This is a genomic window from Zobellella maritima, assembly GCF_003075035.1.
Taxonomy (GTDB): Bacteria; Pseudomonadota; Gammaproteobacteria; order Enterobacterales; family Aeromonadaceae; genus Oceanimonas; species Oceanimonas maritima.
This window is the reverse complement of sequence record NZ_QCZE01000001.1, coordinates 481450-496987: the sequence shown is the minus strand read 5'-3', so window position 1 is coordinate 496987 and position 15538 is coordinate 481450. Positions and strand designations below refer to the sequence as shown.

The 15538-nt window shown below is 59.3% G+C and carries 15 protein-coding genes; 1 reads left to right on the top strand and 14 read right to left on the bottom strand.

What is annotated here, in order from left to right; genetic code table 11:
• Window positions 1-181 precede the first annotated feature (181 nt).
• On the top strand, window positions 182-1582 hold the full coding sequence (gene asnS, locus DCS96_RS02280) for an asparagine--tRNA ligase (RefSeq protein ID WP_116472736.1): 1401 nt from the start codon (window positions 182-184) through the stop codon (window positions 1580-1582).
• A gap of 351 nt (window positions 1583-1933) precedes the next feature.
• Here asnS and DCS96_RS02275 read toward each other — a convergent pair whose 3' ends face one another.
• The 14 genes from DCS96_RS02275 to DCS96_RS02210 form a co-directional block, all read right to left on the bottom strand.
• Window positions 1934-3226, bottom strand: coding sequence for an NCS2 family permease (locus DCS96_RS02275; RefSeq protein ID WP_116472735.1), 1293 nt, complete (start codon window positions 3224-3226; stop codon window positions 1934-1936).
• A 154-nt stretch (window positions 3227-3380) separates the two neighbouring features.
• The gene (locus DCS96_RS02270) at window positions 3381-3932 is read right to left on the bottom strand and encodes a HupE/UreJ family protein (RefSeq protein WP_116472734.1); all 552 of its coding nucleotides are present in this window, start codon (window positions 3930-3932) and stop codon (window positions 3381-3383) included.
• Entirely contained in the window at window positions 3929-4576 is a 648-nt protein-coding gene (gene ureG, locus DCS96_RS02265) for an urease accessory protein UreG (protein WP_116472733.1), read from the bottom strand. The genes DCS96_RS02270 and ureG overlap by 4 nt, the downstream gene beginning before the upstream one ends.
• Window positions 4577-4578: 2 nt before the next feature.
• Window positions 4579-5268 carry an urease accessory protein UreF gene (locus DCS96_RS02260; protein ID WP_232818165.1) on the bottom strand — a complete coding sequence of 230 codons (690 nt, stop codon included), beginning with the start codon at window positions 5266-5268 and terminating at the stop codon, window positions 4579-4581.
• Window positions 5234-5695: an urease accessory protein UreE gene (gene ureE, locus DCS96_RS02255; RefSeq protein ID WP_116472731.1), complete on the bottom strand. Its 462-nt coding sequence runs from the start codon at window positions 5693-5695 to the stop codon at window positions 5234-5236. The genes DCS96_RS02260 and ureE overlap by 35 nt, the downstream gene beginning before the upstream one ends.
• Window positions 5696-5849: 154 nt before the next feature.
• Window positions 5850-7556, bottom strand: a complete 1707-nt coding sequence (ureC, locus tag DCS96_RS02250; protein ID WP_116472730.1) for an urease subunit alpha — start codon at window positions 7554-7556, stop codon at window positions 5850-5852.
• A complete protein-coding gene (locus DCS96_RS02245; protein WP_116472729.1) occupies window positions 7549-7869 on the bottom strand; it encodes an urease subunit beta in 321 nt (106 codons plus the stop codon). Before DCS96_RS02245 ends, ureC begins: the two co-directional genes overlap by 8 nt.
• Before the next feature lie 8 nt (window positions 7870-7877).
• Entirely contained in the window at window positions 7878-8180 is a 303-nt protein-coding gene (locus DCS96_RS02240; RefSeq protein ID WP_116472728.1) for an urease subunit gamma, read from the bottom strand.
• A 10-nt stretch (window positions 8181-8190) separates the two neighbouring features.
• Window positions 8191-9057 carry an urease accessory protein UreD gene (locus DCS96_RS02235; protein WP_157953554.1) on the bottom strand — a complete coding sequence of 289 codons (867 nt, stop codon included), beginning with the start codon at window positions 9055-9057 and terminating at the stop codon, window positions 8191-8193.
• Between the two features lie 443 nt (window positions 9058-9500).
• On the bottom strand, window positions 9501-10856 hold the full coding sequence (locus DCS96_RS02230) for a cytosine permease (protein WP_116472726.1): 1356 nt from the start codon (window positions 10854-10856) through the stop codon (window positions 9501-9503).
• A gap of 465 nt (window positions 10857-11321) precedes the next feature.
• Window positions 11322-12773, bottom strand: coding sequence for a bifunctional 2-methylcitrate dehydratase/aconitate hydratase (locus tag DCS96_RS02225; protein ID WP_116472725.1), 1452 nt, complete (start codon window positions 12771-12773; stop codon window positions 11322-11324).
• Window positions 12774-12865: 92 nt separating this feature from the next.
• Window positions 12866-13978: a bifunctional 2-methylcitrate synthase/citrate synthase gene (prpC, locus tag DCS96_RS02220; RefSeq protein ID WP_116472724.1), complete on the bottom strand. Its 1113-nt coding sequence runs from the start codon at window positions 13976-13978 to the stop codon at window positions 12866-12868.
• Complete coding sequence (gene prpB, locus DCS96_RS02215) at window positions 13971-14846, bottom strand: methylisocitrate lyase (RefSeq protein ID WP_116472723.1); 876 nt, start codon at window positions 14844-14846, stop codon at window positions 13971-13973. The genes prpC and prpB overlap by 8 nt, the downstream gene beginning before the upstream one ends.
• Window positions 14843-15490 carry a GntR family transcriptional regulator gene (locus DCS96_RS02210; RefSeq protein ID WP_116474496.1) on the bottom strand — a complete coding sequence of 216 codons (648 nt, stop codon included), beginning with the start codon at window positions 15488-15490 and terminating at the stop codon, window positions 14843-14845. Before DCS96_RS02210 ends, prpB begins: the two co-directional genes overlap by 4 nt.
• Window positions 15491-15538: the final 48 nt, after the last annotated feature.

The following is a 15538-nucleotide window of genomic DNA, read 5'->3' as shown; positions in this document are numbered from 1 at the left end:
GATCTGAAAAAGTGCGGGGAATCTTGATTGACAGACTGGCTTCCAGGTCGGGCCTGGCACGACATTTCCCGGGCATCTTTTACTTGAGTCCTGACGGTACGCAGGTAACATTAGATCCCCTATGTAAATAGCCGGATCGGCCAAGTGCCGATTTCATCAAAAGCTGGAGAGCGTTATCAAGATGACCCATGCATCCGTTGCAGACGTGCTTGCGGGCAAGCATGCCACAGGCAGCACCCTGACCATTAAGGGGTGGATTCGCACCCGCCGTGATTCCAAGGCGGGCATTTCGTTTTTGGCCGTACACGACGGCAGCTGCTTTAATCCGCTGCAGGCCGTGGTTCCCAACGAAGTGGCGAATTACCAGTCAGAGGTTGTTCGTCTGACCACCGGCTGCTCGGTAGAAGTCACCGGCACCCTGGCCGAATCCCAGGGCAAGGGGCAAAGCTTCGAGCTGCAGGCCACCGAAGTCAAGGTGGTCGGCTGGGTCGACGATCCTGATACCTACCCCATGGCCGCCAAGCGCCATACCATAGAGTACCTGCGCGAATATGCCCATCTGCGTCCGCGCACCAACGTCATGGGTGCCGTCACCCGGGTGCGTAACTGTCTGGCTCAGGCGGTGCACCGCTTCTTCCATGAGCGGGGCTATGTGTGGGTCGCCACCCCGATCGTCACCGCCTCCGACTGTGAAGGCGCCGGTGAAATGTTCCGGGTATCCACCCTGGATCTGCAAAACCTGCCGCGCACCGAACAGGGCGATGTTGATTTCGGCGAAGACTTCTTCGGTAAAGAAGCCTTCCTGACCGTATCCGGCCAATTGAATGGCGAAACCTACGCCAGTGCCTTGAGCAAGATTTACACCTTCGGTCCCACCTTCCGCGCCGAAAATTCCAACACCAGCCGCCATCTGGCGGAATTCTGGATGATAGAGCCGGAAGTGGCCTTTGCCGATCTAAACGATATCGCCGCCCTGGCCGAAGATCTGCTCAAATATGTATTCCAGGCGGTTCTGAACGAACGCATGGATGATATGAGCTTCTTCGCCGAGCGCATCGACAAGGAGGCCATTACCCGTCTGCAGGACTTTGTCACCAAGGACTTTGCCCAGGTCGATTACACCGATGCGGTGGAGATCCTGAAAAACTCCGGCCGGAAATTCGAATTCCCGGTGGAATGGGGCATAGATCTGTCTTCCGAACACGAGCGCTACCTGGCGGAAGAACACTTCAAGGCGCCGGTGGTGGTCAAGAACTACCCGAAAGACATCAAAGCCTTCTACATGAAATTGAATCCGGACGGCAAAACCGTGGCGGCCATGGATGTACTGGCGCCTGGTATCGGCGAGATCATCGGTGGTTCCCAGCGGGAAGAAATACTGGATGTACTGGATGCACGCCTGGATGAAGTCGGCCTGAACAAGGAAGACTACTGGTGGTACCGGGATCTGCGTCGTTACGGCACTGTGCCCCACTCCGGCTTTGGCCTGGGCTTTGAACGCCTGGTGGCCTATGTTACCGGCATGGGCAACGTACGGGATGTGATCCCCTTCCCCCGTACCCCGCGCAACGCCGAATTCTGATCTGCAGACGGTTATGCACTAAAAAGCCCCGACATTCGGGGCTTTTTTGTTAATGAGGGAGCGGCGACCTTGTCACAACCTGCCTGAAAACAGTTGAAGAGACTTGATGGCCTGATGGCCATATCGCCGCGGGGTCGCGCCTCCCACCAGGGCATCTGCCGGATTGCGAGCTTACCGCAGGAGCAGCGACCTCTGTGGGAGCGTCGACCCCGTCGCGATAATATCCGCATGGTATTCAATGGCCTGAGCCAATCGCCTCAACCTTCCCACAGCTTTGAAGACAGGTCGGGTGCCTGATGGCCTGTGGCCACCCCCTCACCGGGGTCGGCCTCCCACTCTCTCCCGGCTGCCTTAGATCCCGAAAGCAAACTTCAATACAAACAGCACTGCCATCGCCCAGACGGTGGTACTGATCTCACCGGCCCGACCCGACAACAGCTTGACCGCTACATAGCTGATAAAGCCCAGGGCGATGCCGTTGGCGATAGAGAAGGTGAACGGCATCATGGCCACCACCACCACGGCGGGCACCGCTTCGGTAATATCATCCCAGTGCAGGTGGCTGAGCTGGGACATCATCAACACCGCCACATATACCAGAGCGCCGGCAGTCGCATAGGGTGGCACCATAGCCGCCAGGGGCGAAATCAGCAGGGCGGCGACAAACAGCAGGCCGGTCACCACGGCGGTAAGCCCGCTACGCCCTCCCGCCGCCACGCCGGCAGCGCTTTCCACATAGGAAGTGGTGGTCGAGGTGCCCAGCATGGAGCCGGTGATGGAGGCGGTGCTGTCGGCCAGCAGGGCCTTGCTCAAACGGGGCAGGCGACCTTGTTCATCCAGCAATCTGGCACGCTGTGCCACCGCGATCAGGGTGCCTGAGGTATCGAACAGATCGACAAACAGGAAGGCAAAGATCACCGACAGCATGGCCAGGTTAAAGGCTCCGGCGATATCCAGTTGCATAAAGGTGGGGGCGATGGAAGGCGGAGCCGAGACGATACCCTGATACTGTATGTCACCAAAGGCGATGCCCAACCCGGTGATGATTAGGATACCGATCATGACGGCGCCGTGCATATTGCGCGCCGCCATACCGATGATCAGGAAAAAACCCAATACGGCCAGCCCTACCGGCAGGCTGGTAATATCACCCAACGCCACCAGGGTAGCCGGATGATCGACAATAATACCGGCATTTTTAAGGCCGATAAGAGCAAGAAACAGGCCGATACCGGCTGCAATGCCGATCTTCAACGGATTGGGGATGGAATTGATAATCCATTCTCGTACCTTGAGCAGGCTGAGCAGCACAAAGATACAGCCGGAGAAAAACACCGCTCCCAGTGCTGCCTGCCAGCTGTAGCCGTCGGTCAGCACCACCGTATAGGTAAAGAAGGCGTTCAGGCCCATGCCCGGCGCCAGGGCGATGGGGTAGTTGGCGAGCAGGCCCATGATCAGGCAGCCGATAGCCGCCGCCAGACAGGTGGCCACAAACACGGCACCATGATCCATACCCGCCTCGGCCAGGATCGCCGGGTTGACGAAGATGATATAGGCCATGGTCAGGAAGGTAGTGATACCGGCCACAACTTCCTGGCGCACATTGGTGCCTAGCTCTTTCAGGTGAAAATATTTGTCTAGCATAGAAGGATCTACTGTATCGATTAATGTGCCTGAAATTATCGACTCAAAAGAAGCCTTTGGCAATTACCGGCAGCGCTGCCGGGCGGAAGCTGGTATCAAGCCGGAAGCCAGGGGAAGGACGTCCGGCTTCCGGCGGCACACTGACGATAACGGTTTAGATGGCGGCCAATATCCCGGCGCCGGTCATGCCCACGCCGGCAATCCGGACCAAGCTGGCATGCCATCTGCCGGCGGCCAGCCAGCCAGTGCCATGCAACAGGCCCGTCGCCAGCACAAAGCCGGCAAAGTAACCAGGGGCCGACGCCGAGGCGGGCAGCTCCAGGCCATGGGCATTACCGTGCAACAGGCCGAACAGGCCGCAAAGTCCCGCGGCCATAAGGAGCCGAGGCGCCCGACCGATGCTCAGCATCAGCCCCGTTACCACCAGGGACAGCATGATGCCCCCCTCCAGGCCGCCGATAGCCAGACCGCTCAGGCCCAGCAAGGCGCCGACCAGCATAAAGCCGACAAACGCCAGCGGCAGCTGCCAGGCCGGACGATCCTGGCCCGCCACCGCCAGCATGCCCACCCCCACCATGGCCAGCAGGTGATCCCAGCCCAGCAACGGATGGCTGAACCCTGCGCTCAGGCCATGGGCTTCCGCTCCCGGATGGGCAAAGGCCAGGGCCGGGGCCAAAGCCGCCAAGGCAATCAGTACTCTTTTCATGCTTGTTTTCCTTCAATGGCAAAATCGTTAGGCAAGGACCGCAACATGCCCTCACGCTGAATAAAGTGAATAATGTCCTGCAGGCCATCGCCGCGCATCAGGTTGCTGAACACAAAGGGACGGTCGCCGCGCATCCGTTTGGCGTCTCGGTCCATTACCTCCAGCGAGGCGTTGACCATGGGTGCCAGATCGGTCTTGTTAATGATCAGCAGGTCCGATTTGGTGATGCCCGGGCCGCCCTTGCGGGGGATCTTGTCACCGGCGCAGACATCGATCACATAGAGGGTTAGATCCGATAGCTCGGGGCTGAAGGTGGCCGACAGGTTGTCGCCGCCGCTTTCCACCAGCACCAGCTCCAGATCCGGATGCCGCGCCTGCAGGGTATCGATGGCCGCCAGGTTCATGGAAGCATCTTCACGGATGGCAGTATGGGGACAACCGCCGGTTTCCACGCCCATGATCCTGTCTTCGCTCAGCGCCTGATGACGCAGCAGGAACTCGGCGTCTTCCTTGGTATAGATATCGTTGGTCACCACCGCCAGGCTGTAGTGCTGGCGTAGCGCCAGGCACAGCTGGCGCAACAGGGCGGTCTTGCCCGAGCCCACAGGGCCGCCAACGCCCACGCGTAAACATTGTGTTGTCATCATCAACTCCGAAATAAACGGGAATATTGGGTTTCATGCAAGCAACTGGCGTGAACCTGTCCGGGCAGGCTCAATCCCAGCTGAGCATCATTCAGGGTTTCCGCCAGCTTCAGGCTTTCGACCAGCGCCGGCTTCAGCGTCAACAGCAGCCGCTGGGCCGCGGTCTGGCCCAGTGGTAGGGTCTTGCTGGCCACCGCCAGCTGGTTTTCCAGCCAACCCCACAGCCAGCCCAGCGCCGACCAGTGCGGGTCCAGGCCCCAGTGGCGGGCAGCCAGGCTGTATACCGCCATAAAGGCCGGCTCGGGCGGCAGGGCGGATACATCCAGCCCCTGCCCCTTGAGCAGACGAGTCAGCGCTGAGGCCTGCTGCTCGTCTTCAAACAGCAGCTCGCGGGTTTCCCGGCTGGCGCGCAGAAAATCGCTCCAGTAACCGAGCTGCCCACTGTCTTGCCGCTCTCCGGCATCAGCCAGCCGCAGCAGCACCGGCACATCCAGATAGGCCAACCCCTGCAGCATGCCGCTCAGCCAGTGCTGCAAGCCGGCTTCATCCTCGACCCAGCCCAGTTCAATCGCCGACTCCAGGCCGCTGGAATAGGCAAAAGTCCCAATCGGCAGCGCCGGGCTGGACAGATGCAGAAGCGCCAGCAACTGGCCGCCGTCAGTGGTCATGGTCGTGTCCATGATTGTGCTCATGTTGCCCCTGATAGGCACCGGATTCGGGATGAAAAGGGGCTTCACTTGCTACCAGGCGCAGACCCAGGTGCTCCGCCAGGTGCTCCAGCACATGGTCGGGCTGGAACCTGAGCCAGCACTCGCCCAGCTGCAGAGTGACATGGCGATTGCCCAGGTGATAACAGGCACGGGCAAAAGTGGGCCAGTCGCTGGCATGGGCGGTGATCACCGGCTCAGGTCGGGCCACCACCTCGAAAACCCGGCCATTTTCGCTTTGCAGCTTGTCACCCTGGGCCAGCACCTGCCCCCGCTCCAAAAAAACGCCCAGTTCGGTACCATTATCGCTGACGGTTTTAAAACGCCCCTTCTGCCGTACTTCAAAGGTCAGCGTCAGCTTGTCTTCGGCCGACTGAGCGCTTTGCCCCAAATTATGGGTAATTTTCAACATTCTTGAACTCCGGTTACACGTTGGCCAATCAGGCCATGGCAGGAGCAACACGCCGGCTCGCCTTAATCCCATCCTTTCCATGGGGCCCTTCTGCGGCCCCCTGGCACAGAAGGGTCGGCTTAGTTATCTCCTGACATGGCCGCTATCTCGCCGGTTAAAACAACATATACAACTGGGCCAGTGGCAGTACCTCGGCCGGCTCGCAGCTCAGCAGTTCCCCATCACAGCGTACCTCGTAGGTCTGGGCGTCGACGTCCAGCTCAGGCGTGGCGCCGTTATGGATCATCTCCTGCTTGCGGATGTTGCGGGTATTGCTGCAGGCCACCAATTTTCGGCTCAGCCCCAGCTCGCTGGCCAGATCCCGCTGCAAGGCCGCTTGGCTGACAAAGGTCAGGCTGGTGGCTGCAGCGGCCTTGCCCAGGGCACCGAACATGGGCCGATAGTGCACCGGCTGCGGTGTGGGGATGGAGCCGTTGATATCCCCCATGGGCGCATAGGCGATGGCGCCGCCCTTGAGGATCAAGGCAGGTTTAATGCCGAAAAAGGCAGGGTTCCACAGCACCAGATCGGCCAGCTTGCCCACTTCCAGCGAGCCCACCTCGTGAGCGATACCGTGGGTAATTGCCGGGTTAATGGTGTATTTGGCGATATAACGCCTGGCGCGGAAGTTATCGCACCCCAGATCCTGGTCTTCCGGTAGCAAACCGCGCTGCTGTTTCATCTTGTGGGCGGTCTGCCAGGTGCGACACACCACCTCACCAACCCGGCCCATGGCCTGGCTGTCGGAGGAGATCATCGAAATCACCCCCAAGTCCTGTAGAATATCCTCGGCGGCAATGGTTTCCTTGCGGATACGGGAGTCTGCAAAGGCCACGTCTTCGGGAATATTGGGATCCAGGTGATGGCACACCATCAGCATATCCAGATGTTCATCCACTGTATTGACCGTATAGGGTCGGGTCGGGTTGGTGGACGAAGGCAGCACATTGGGCAAGCTACAAGCCTTGAGAATATCCGGCGCATGGCCACCGCCGGCGCCTTCAGTGTGATAGGTATGAATGGTGCGCCCCTTGAACGCCGCCAGGGTATCTTCCACAAAGCCCGATTCGTTGAGGGTGTCAGTATGAATGGCAATTTGCACATCGTACTCTTCCGCCACCGACAGGCAGCAGTCGATGGCCGCCGGAGTGGTGCCCCAGTCCTCGTGCAGCTTGAGCCCCATGGCGCCGGCCTCCAGCTGCTCCCGCAACGGCCCGGGCAGACTGGCGTTGCCCTTGCCAAGAAAGCCGAAGTTCATCGGCAGCTGGTCGGTGGCCTGCAGCATGCGGGCAATATGCCAGGCGCCCGGGGTGCAAGTGGTGGCCTTGCTGCCGGTTGCCGGCCCGGTGCCACCGCCGATCATGGTGGTAATACCGGAGCAGATGGCTTCTTCGGCCTGTTGCGGACAGATGTAATGAATATGGGAGTCCACCCCGCCGGCGGTGAGGATCATGCCCTCGCCGGCGATCACTTCGGTGTTGGCGCCGATATTGATGGTGACGCCGTCCTGTATATCCGGATTGCCGGCCTTGCCGATGGCAACAATGCGACCGCCCTTGATGCCGACATCGGCCTTGACGATGCCCCAGTGATCGAGAATAAGAGCATTGGTTACCACCGTATCCAGGGTATCGGCCTCGCCCAGCTGACTCTGGCCCATGCCGTCACGGATCACCTTGCCGCCGCCGAATTTCACCTCTTCGCCGTAGCGGGTGAAATCCTGCTCCACCTGGATCCACAGCTCAGTGTCCGCCAACCGGACCCGATCGCCGGTGGTAGGGCCGAACATATCCGCATAGGCGGCACGACTCATATTAGTCATTCTGCTCTCCCAAGGGGCCCATCACCTCGCCCCGGAAACCATATACTCGGCGCAGGCCACCCAGCGCCACCAGTTGCACGGTGCGGCGTTGGCCCGGTTCGAAGCGCACGGCGGTGCCGGCGGCAATATCCAGCCGAAAGCCGAGCGCCTGCTCCCTGTCCAGGCTGAGCGCCGGATTGACTTCGGCAAAGTGGTAGTGCGAGCCCACCTGGATGGGCCGATCGCCGGTATTGGCCACCACCAGGGTGCGCCGATCACGGCCGACGTTGAGCTCGATATCGCCCGCGGCCAGTTGAATTTCTCCCGGAATCATGCCGCCTCCTATTGAATGGGATCGTGCAAAGTGACCAGCTTGGTGCCGTCGGGAAAGGTGGCTTCCACCTGCACTTCCCTGATCATCTCGGCCACGCCGTCCATCACCTGCTCCCGGGTCAGCCAGCTGCGGCCGCTGCCCATCAATTCGGCCACAGTGCGACCGTCGCGGGCGCCTTCCATGATAGCCGCCGATAGATAGGCGACCGATTCGGGATAATTCAGCTTCAGGCCCCGGGCCAGCCGGCGCTCGGCCAACAGGGCGGCGGTGAACAGCAGCAACTTGTCCTTTTCTCTCGGACTCAACTCCATCTTTCTCTCCTCAGGTCAACCAGATACGGGGAATGCAGGCTGGCCTCGCCAGCAGCACTGGTCGGATCAAGGCCCAGGCCCGCCACATACCGTCTCGGCAAGCATTCATATCGTCGCCCAGATAGCGCACCAGCAGCACGCCCAATCGCTCGGTGACGGTAAAATCGGGGCTGGGCAATGTCTCTCTTAGTCGGGTAATCAGTGACTCGTCGAGTCCGGGCCCCACTGCAAGCAGGGTGCCGACAACACAACCGCCATTCAGCCCCACGCGGCTACGGCGCAGCGGGCTCTCCCCCGTCAGCTGCAGCCGTTCATTAAGCAGCAGGCGGCCATCGCGCCACAGGAGGATGGTCTGACTCAGGCTGCCCTCGTCAAAGACTTCTTGGCCGGCGGGCCGGCCCAGACAGACAAGATCCCAGCCGATAAAACGGGCGCCCGCGCAGAGCTCGATACTGGTATCCAGTACCGCATTGGCACCGCGATACACTATGGTCTCCTGGGGCAGCCATTCGCATTCGGCGTTATCACTCAGCTGCAACTGCACCGACTGGCCCTGGGCCACTCCGTCGCTGTCGCGGCCATAGATCTTGCCGGCGGAGGGAGTGGTCAGCAGGCTCTGGCTGCCGACACTCGCCCGGACGCGGATCGCCAACCGATCACCTGAGACCAGACCGCCTGGCGGATGCAGCACATAGAGGTGGCAGACGCCCCCTTCAGGATAGAAAGGCCGCTGAATACGCAAGGGGCCAGCAAAATCCAGCTCCTTGAGCCGGGTCTTGCCAGCTTTCGGCACCAGCCCAAGATGCAGGCGTGCCCGCCACTCGCGATCCGGCCCGTAGCCATGCGTTGCAAGAGCAGGCTCTGCAGTGGGAGTCATAATCGATATCGTTGTTGTCATACAGGTACACAATCAGAAGCAAAATTAGCGCCAAAGATAAAATAACCTTTAAAATCAATTAACTGAAAAAAACACAACCCACAAATAAAGGATGAATAAAACGACGGGAACAACCTTTCACCAATGTGGTGCATCAACAAGGGCAATACACTCCATTATGGTGCACCCCCGGGAAGTAAACACACCAACGTGGTGCACGCATCCTATTTCCCCCGACTTGAGCAGGCTCCATTCCCACTTTCGCCAGCTGCAGGCCGGATCAACCTGTTCTGCCGCCGTTAGCTCGCGGCCAGCCCCCGACGTTTCCCGTCAGGCCCATGTCATATGGGCCTTGTTCACCCCATCCCCATGGATAAGGCTCAAAAAAAAGACCCCTATACCGAGTATAGGGGTCAAAACTTACGGACTTACGCTCTACTAAATTACACTTCGGCTTTCAGCTCGGCTTCCACGGCCGGCTTGGCGATGGGCTTCATCAACAAGGTGTAACCCACCACGCTCACCGTCAGGCCGACAAAAAACGCCAGATCCATAAAGATGACGCTGGCCAGGAAAGACACGCCGTACACCAGGAAGGCACGCAGGTTGAAGTTGTTCTGGTAGACGAACGGCCCCTTGGGGTCATAGAAGTCATTGACGTTCAGCTGACCGCGACGCAGCAGATAGAAATCCGCCAGCATGATACCGGCAACCGGTCCCAGCAGGCCCGAGGTGATCACGCTGAACCACAGCAGGTTATCGGCAAACACCCAAGGCATCATCAGCAGACCGATGGCCCCGGAGATGGCCACCCCTTGGGCGAAATTCAGCCGGGGGAAGACATTCATCAAGATCAGTGCGGACGGCATCAGGTTGGCCGCGGTATTGGTGGACCACTGGGCAAAGGCAATGGTCAGCATGCTCAGTATCAGCACAATGGGCGAGCTCATGGAGTTGGTCACGATCTCGATGGGATCCCAGGTGCCGGTAAGGATACCGCCGATCATGCCCACCATCAGGATACCGGAACCGATGATGATAAGACCGGTAATCTGGGCGAAAAACGGCTTGCGATTGCGGATAAAGAAATTGTTGCTGCTGTGATCCCGTGAACGTTCCAGCTTGCGGGTCATATCCGGGCTGTTCAGGCCCATGGTGATCCAGATGCCGGCTATCGCCATCACCGCAAACCAGAAGGAGCCGTTATCCAGGGAGGGTGCGGCCAGCACATCACCTATGGTGGCATCGTTGGTTTTCAGCAACCAGAAGGTAACCAGGCCTATCAGTATGGTCAGCGCCGGGATGGCAACCCAGTCGAACTTGGCCATGGCCTTCATGCCGTAAATGGCATTGACCACCTGCAGGACCCCGAAGATCAGGATAAGGATGGTGGTGTTGGAATAGCCAATCCACATCTCCAGCACCTTGCCGATGGCCACGGCCGCTACCCAGGTCTGGAAGCCGAACCAGAAACAGGCGGGAATGGCACGGAAGGCTGCGGGTATTTTCGCCCCCTGATAGCCAAAGCAGGAGCGGATATAGACGGTGAAGGGAATGCCGTAGCGGATACCGATATCCCCGGCCAGGATCAGTATGCTGGTGACAATGGCATAAGCAACCAGTATGGCGCCGATAATGGTCCAGGGTGACAGCCCCGGGTAGAGCTGGGCGCCCATGGTAAAGGCGCCCATGTTGATGGTCATCCCCGCCCAGAGCATGGTGAAATCCCAGATATTGATATCCCTGTCCTTGTCCGTAGATGGCATCAGCTCGGGGTTGTTCATTTCATGTGCAGCCATGGGTTACATCTCCCTGTTGGTGTGCTGCGACAATTGTTAGCGAACCGTAGGCTCGCTTGACAAATCGCCAAGGTTGTTGTGAAAAAACCAGAATTAATAAAACAAAATAACAAATTAATGTAAACAAACATACTTTATTATCGTTAACAATGTTATTGGTTTTGTTCTCAATAAATAATTTTGTGATGGACATCACAAAACCACACTCATCAACCTATTGCCTGAAATGGCCAAAAACCAATTTAATTTATTTGTAAATCAACAAGATAATAATTAACCACCAGCGATAGCTGGATTCAGCAAAATCGGGGCTTTCTTGCCTTAACGGTGGATGTCAGGCGGACAGGCAATGGAGGGAAAGGAGCAATACGGAGCCCAGTCGGGGGGAAAACGGCTAAGCATGCAAGTACCCCGGGCCAGAACCATCATGCTCCCGGGATACCGGCTGGCGAACAGGGCAACGCCTCAGTTAATCACGAATAGTTCCATAAATGCATTGACCGGAGTGGCTTCCAGGCGCTGCTGATCGAGACATAAATCCAGGATCTGCCGGCAACGCCCTTCCGGGAAGCGGGTCTGCAGGTTGCGCATAAACTTGCGTTCCAGCACGGGAATACCCTCGTCTCGACGGCGCCGATGACCGATGGGATATTCCACCTCGACTTTCTCGGTACTGGTGCCGTCCTTGAAGAAGATCTGTATGGCGTTGGCAATGGCGCGCTTGTCTGCCTGCAGGTATTCGGTACTGTAACGGGCGTCTTCCACCACTTCCATCTTGTCGCGCAACCAGTCAATGCGGGCATCTCCCAGATGGAAACTGTCCTCGTAATACTCGGCCACCAAATCTCCATAGAGCAAGGGCACGGCGACCATATACTGCAGGCAGTGATCCCGGTCGGCGGGATTGGCCAGCGCCCCCACCTTGGAGATGATTCGGATAGCCGACTCATGCGTGGTTATCTGGATGCGGTCTATGTCGTCGATGCGGTCTTTCACCTGCGGATGGAGACTCACGGCGCATTCGACCGCAGTCTGGGCGTGGAACTCGGCCGGGAAGCTGATTTTAAACAGCACGTTTTCCATCACATAGCTGGCCAGGGGCTGCTTGACCTGGAATGCCTTCCCCTTGAACAGCACATCGTAAAAACCCCATTTGGGTGCACTGAGCACCGAGGGCAGGCCCATTTCCCCTTTCATGGTGATCATCGCCAGCCGCACGGCCCGGGCGGTGGCATCCCCCGCAGCCCAGGATTTACGCGAACCGGCGTTGGGAGCATGGCGGTAGGTGCGCAAGGCGCAACCATCTACCCAGGCCTGGGACAGGGCATCGACAATCTGCTCGCGGCCGCCACCGAGCAGGCGGGTCACTACGGCGGTAGATGCCACCCGTACCAGCAGCACGTGATCCAGGCCCACCCGGTTGAAGCTGTTTTCCAGCGCCAACACCCCCTGGATTTCATGGGCCTTGATCATGGCGGTCAGCACCTCCTTCATGGTCAGCGGCGCCCTGCCCTGGGCCACCGCGACCCGGCTCAGGTAATCGGCCGTCGCCAGGATGCCGCCCAGGTTGTCGGAAGGATGTCCCCACTCTGCCGCCAGCCAGGTGTCGTTAAAATCCAGCCAGCGGATGATACAGCCAATATTGAAGGCCGCGGTCATCGGATCCAGCTCGTGAGACGTACCGGGCACCCGGGCACCGTGCTCCACCCAAGTACCCGGCACCAGGGGGCCCAGATGCTTGGTGCATTCGGGGAAACGCAGGGCCAGCAGGCCGCAGCCGAGGGTATCCATCAGGCAGTTGCGGGCGGTATTGTAGGCCTCGGTGGAGGCGATATCGGAGTTGACCACATAGTCGGCGATGGCCACCAGCAGGGGATCCGGCTCGGGTCTCTGGTTAAGATCGAAATTGGCGCTCAACTTGGTATCCTCTTAATTTGAACTGGGATCAGGGAATGGGGAGTTGGCATTCGAGCTCTCAATCACCCATCCCGGCTCCCCAATCACTGATCCTAGCGCTTTTCTATCGGCAACCAGTCCTGATGACCCGGCCCCACGTAATCGGCCCGGGGGCGGATGATGCGATTATGATCCCGCTGCTCCATGATATGCGCCGACCAACCGGTAACCCGGCTCATCACAAAGAGCGGCGTAAACAGCTTGGTGGGGATGCCCATAAAGTGATAGGCGCAGGCGTGATAGAAGTCGGCGTTGGCAAACAGCTTTTTCTCCCGCCACATCACCTCTTCCACCCGCTCCGACACCGGGTAGAGCACACGATCACCTGCCGCCTGAGCCAACTGCCTGGCCCACTCCTTGATCAGGGCATTGCGCGGATCCTTTACCTTGTAGACCGCGTGACCAAAGCCCATGACCTTTTCCTTCCGCTTGAGCATCTCCAGCAATTCGGCCTCGGCCTGCTCGGGAGTGCTCCACCGCTCTATCATGGCCATGGCCGCTTCGTTGGCACCGCCGTGCAGGGGTCCTCGCAGGGTGCCGATGGCGGCGGTCACCGCCGAATGCAGGTCGGTCAGGGTAGAGGCGCATACCCGGGAGGAGAAGGTAGAAGCATTGAACTCGTGCTCGGCGTAAAGCACCAATGAGCAGTGCATCACCTTAACATCCAGTTCGGGGGGGGTCTTGCCACGCAACATATGCAGGAAGTGGCCACCGATGCTGTCGTCATCGAGCGCGGTCTCGATACGCAGGCCGTCGTGGGTGTAGCGATACCAATAGCAGAGGATGGCCGGCAGCAGCGCCAGCAGGCGTTCGGCCGCGTCCTGCTGCTCGCTGAATTTCAGCTCGGTTTCCAGGTTGCCAAGCATGGAACAGCCGGTACGCAGTACGTCCATCGGATGGGCAGAGGCCGGGATTTGCTCCAATACGGTGCGCAGCGCCGCCGGCAGGCCCCGATTGGCCCGCAACCGGGATTTAAATGAAGCCAGTTCACCCTGATTGGGCAAATTGCCTTTCAACAGCAGAAACGCCACTTCTTCAAACTGGGCTTTGGCCGCCAGATCTTCTATGTCGTAGCCGCGATAGGTCAGACCCGAGCCACTCTGGGCGACGGTGCAAAGCGCAGTCTGACCGGCAGTCTGGCCGCGCAGTCCTTCTGAATTACTCATCTTTTCCTCCTTGGGCAAACAGGGCATCCAACTTGGCTTCATAGCAATGATAGTCGAGGGTCTGATAGAGCTGCTCACGGGTTTGCATCTGCGCGAGCAGACCGCTCTGCTCGCCTTCGCTCAGAATATGGCGATAGACGGTGTCGGCGGCCCGGCTCATGGCGCGAAAGGCCGACAGCGGATAGAGCACCATGGCCACCCCGACGGCGGCTAGTTCCCGCTGGCTGAACAGCGGGGTCCTGCCGAATTCGGTAATATTGGCGAGTACCGGCACCTTGACCGCATCACAAAAGCTGCGGTATTGCTCCAGGCTTTCCATTGCCTCCGGGAAGATCATATCGGCACCGGCCTCGACACAGGCCTGGGCCCGCGCCACCGCGCTGGCCATGCCCTCCACCGCCAATGCATCGGTACGCGCCATGATGGCAAATTGGGGATCGATTCTGGCATCCACCGCCGCCTTTATCCTGTCCACCATCTCCGCCTGGGTGACAATCGCCTTGTTGGGCCTGTGGCCGCAGCGTTTCTGGGCTACCTGATCTTCAATATGGATGGCGGCGACGCCGGCCCGCTCCATTTCCTTGACCGTACGTCCGATATTGAAGGCACCGCCGAACCCTGTATCCACATCCACCAGTAAAGGCAGGTCACAGGCCCCGGTGATCCGCCGGGCATCTTCCAGCACCTCGCTCAGGCTGGTCATGCCCAGATCCGGCAGGCCGAAAGAGGCATTGGCCACTCCGGCACCGGACAGGTACAGGGCCCGGTGCCCCGCCTGCTCGGCCTGCATGGCGCTGTAGGCATTGATGGCCCCGACGATGGGCAGCGGCCGGGGGTCTTTCAGTGCCTGAAACAAACTGTGCTTCATTGCCTTTCCTCCTGAAATTGCGCCAGCAGGTGCCGGCGGCTGCGGGCCACGTGCCGGCGCATCAGCAGCTCCGCCAACTCGCCATCCCCCTGTAATACTGCATTGAGGATCTGGTGATGTTCGAGCAGCGCCTGCCGGGGATCCGAATGGCGGCAAGACAGGCGATGGCGGTACATGCGCAGCAATTGGTAAAGCTCATCGCCCAACAGGGTGACCAGCATGTGATTGTGGCTGGCCCTGAACAGCAAATAGTGGAAATCCTCCTCCCCTTGCTGACGCTGATAACTATCCTGGCTGTCGACATAGTGCTGATGCTGGTCCAGCAGACAGGTCAACGCATCGGCCTCGGTCGGGGTAATGGCCGCGGCCGCCAGTCGGCAGGCCATACCTTCCAGGGCCTCCCGGATCGCAAACAGCTCGGTCAACCCCTCGGGCGTCAGTGATACCACCCGCGCACCCTGGCGGGGCAGACGCTCCACCAGGCCCAGCCCTTCCAGCCGTAGCAGTGCCTCGCGCACAGATCCCCGTCCCACCTCGAAGCGGCGCGCCAGCTCGGGCTCAGACAGCTTGGTACCCGGTGTCAGTTCGCCGTTGACGACGGCTTCCACCAGCCTGGGGGTGAGATCTTCACTCAAGACAGCCATGCAATTTGTCGACAAAAAAAACAGCTTAACTTTAAAGTAGCAGGAAAA

Bases quoted from the DNA above. Each gene is read 5' to 3' on its own strand.
- DCS96_RS02270 (WP_116472734.1), bottom strand. From the start codon at position 3,932: ATGAAAAGAGTACTGATTGCCTTGGCGGCTTTGGCCCCGGCCCTGGCC.
- DCS96_RS02230 (WP_116472726.1), bottom strand. From the start codon at position 10,856: ATGGCTGCACATGAAATGAACAACCCCGAGCTGATGCCATCTACGGAC.
- ureC (WP_116472730.1), bottom strand. From the start codon at position 7,556: ATGACTAATATGAGTCGTGCCGCCTATGCGGATATGTTCGGCCCTACC.
- DCS96_RS02210 (WP_116474496.1), bottom strand. From the start codon at position 15,490: ATGGCTGTCTTGAGTGAAGATCTCACCCCCAGGCTGGTGGAAGCCGTC.
- ureE (WP_116472731.1), bottom strand. From the start codon at position 5,695: ATGTTGAAAATTACCCATAATTTGGGGCAAAGCGCTCAGTCGGCCGAA.
- prpC (WP_116472724.1), bottom strand. From the start codon at position 13,978: ATGAGTAATTCAGAAGGACTGCGCGGCCAGACTGCCGGTCAGACTGCG.
- ureG (WP_116472733.1), bottom strand. From the start codon at position 4,576: ATGACAACACAATGTTTACGCGTGGGCGTTGGCGGCCCTGTGGGCTCG.
- asnS (WP_116472736.1), top strand. From the start codon at position 182: ATGACCCATGCATCCGTTGCAGACGTGCTTGCGGGCAAGCATGCCACA.
- DCS96_RS02275 (WP_116472735.1), bottom strand. From the start codon at position 3,226: ATGCTAGACAAATATTTTCACCTGAAAGAGCTAGGCACCAATGTGCGC.
- DCS96_RS02235 (WP_157953554.1), bottom strand. From the start codon at position 9,057: ATGACTCCCACTGCAGAGCCTGCTCTTGCAACGCATGGCTACGGGCCG.
- DCS96_RS02240 (WP_116472728.1), bottom strand. From the start codon at position 8,180: ATGGAGTTGAGTCCGAGAGAAAAGGACAAGTTGCTGCTGTTCACCGCC.
- DCS96_RS02245 (WP_116472729.1), bottom strand. From the start codon at position 7,869: ATGATTCCGGGAGAAATTCAACTGGCCGCGGGCGATATCGAGCTCAAC.
- DCS96_RS02260 (WP_232818165.1), bottom strand. From the start codon at position 5,268: ATGAGCACAATCATGGACACGACCATGACCACTGACGGCGGCCAGTTG.
- prpB (WP_116472723.1), bottom strand. From the start codon at position 14,846: ATGAAGCACAGTTTGTTTCAGGCACTGAAAGACCCCCGGCCGCTGCCC.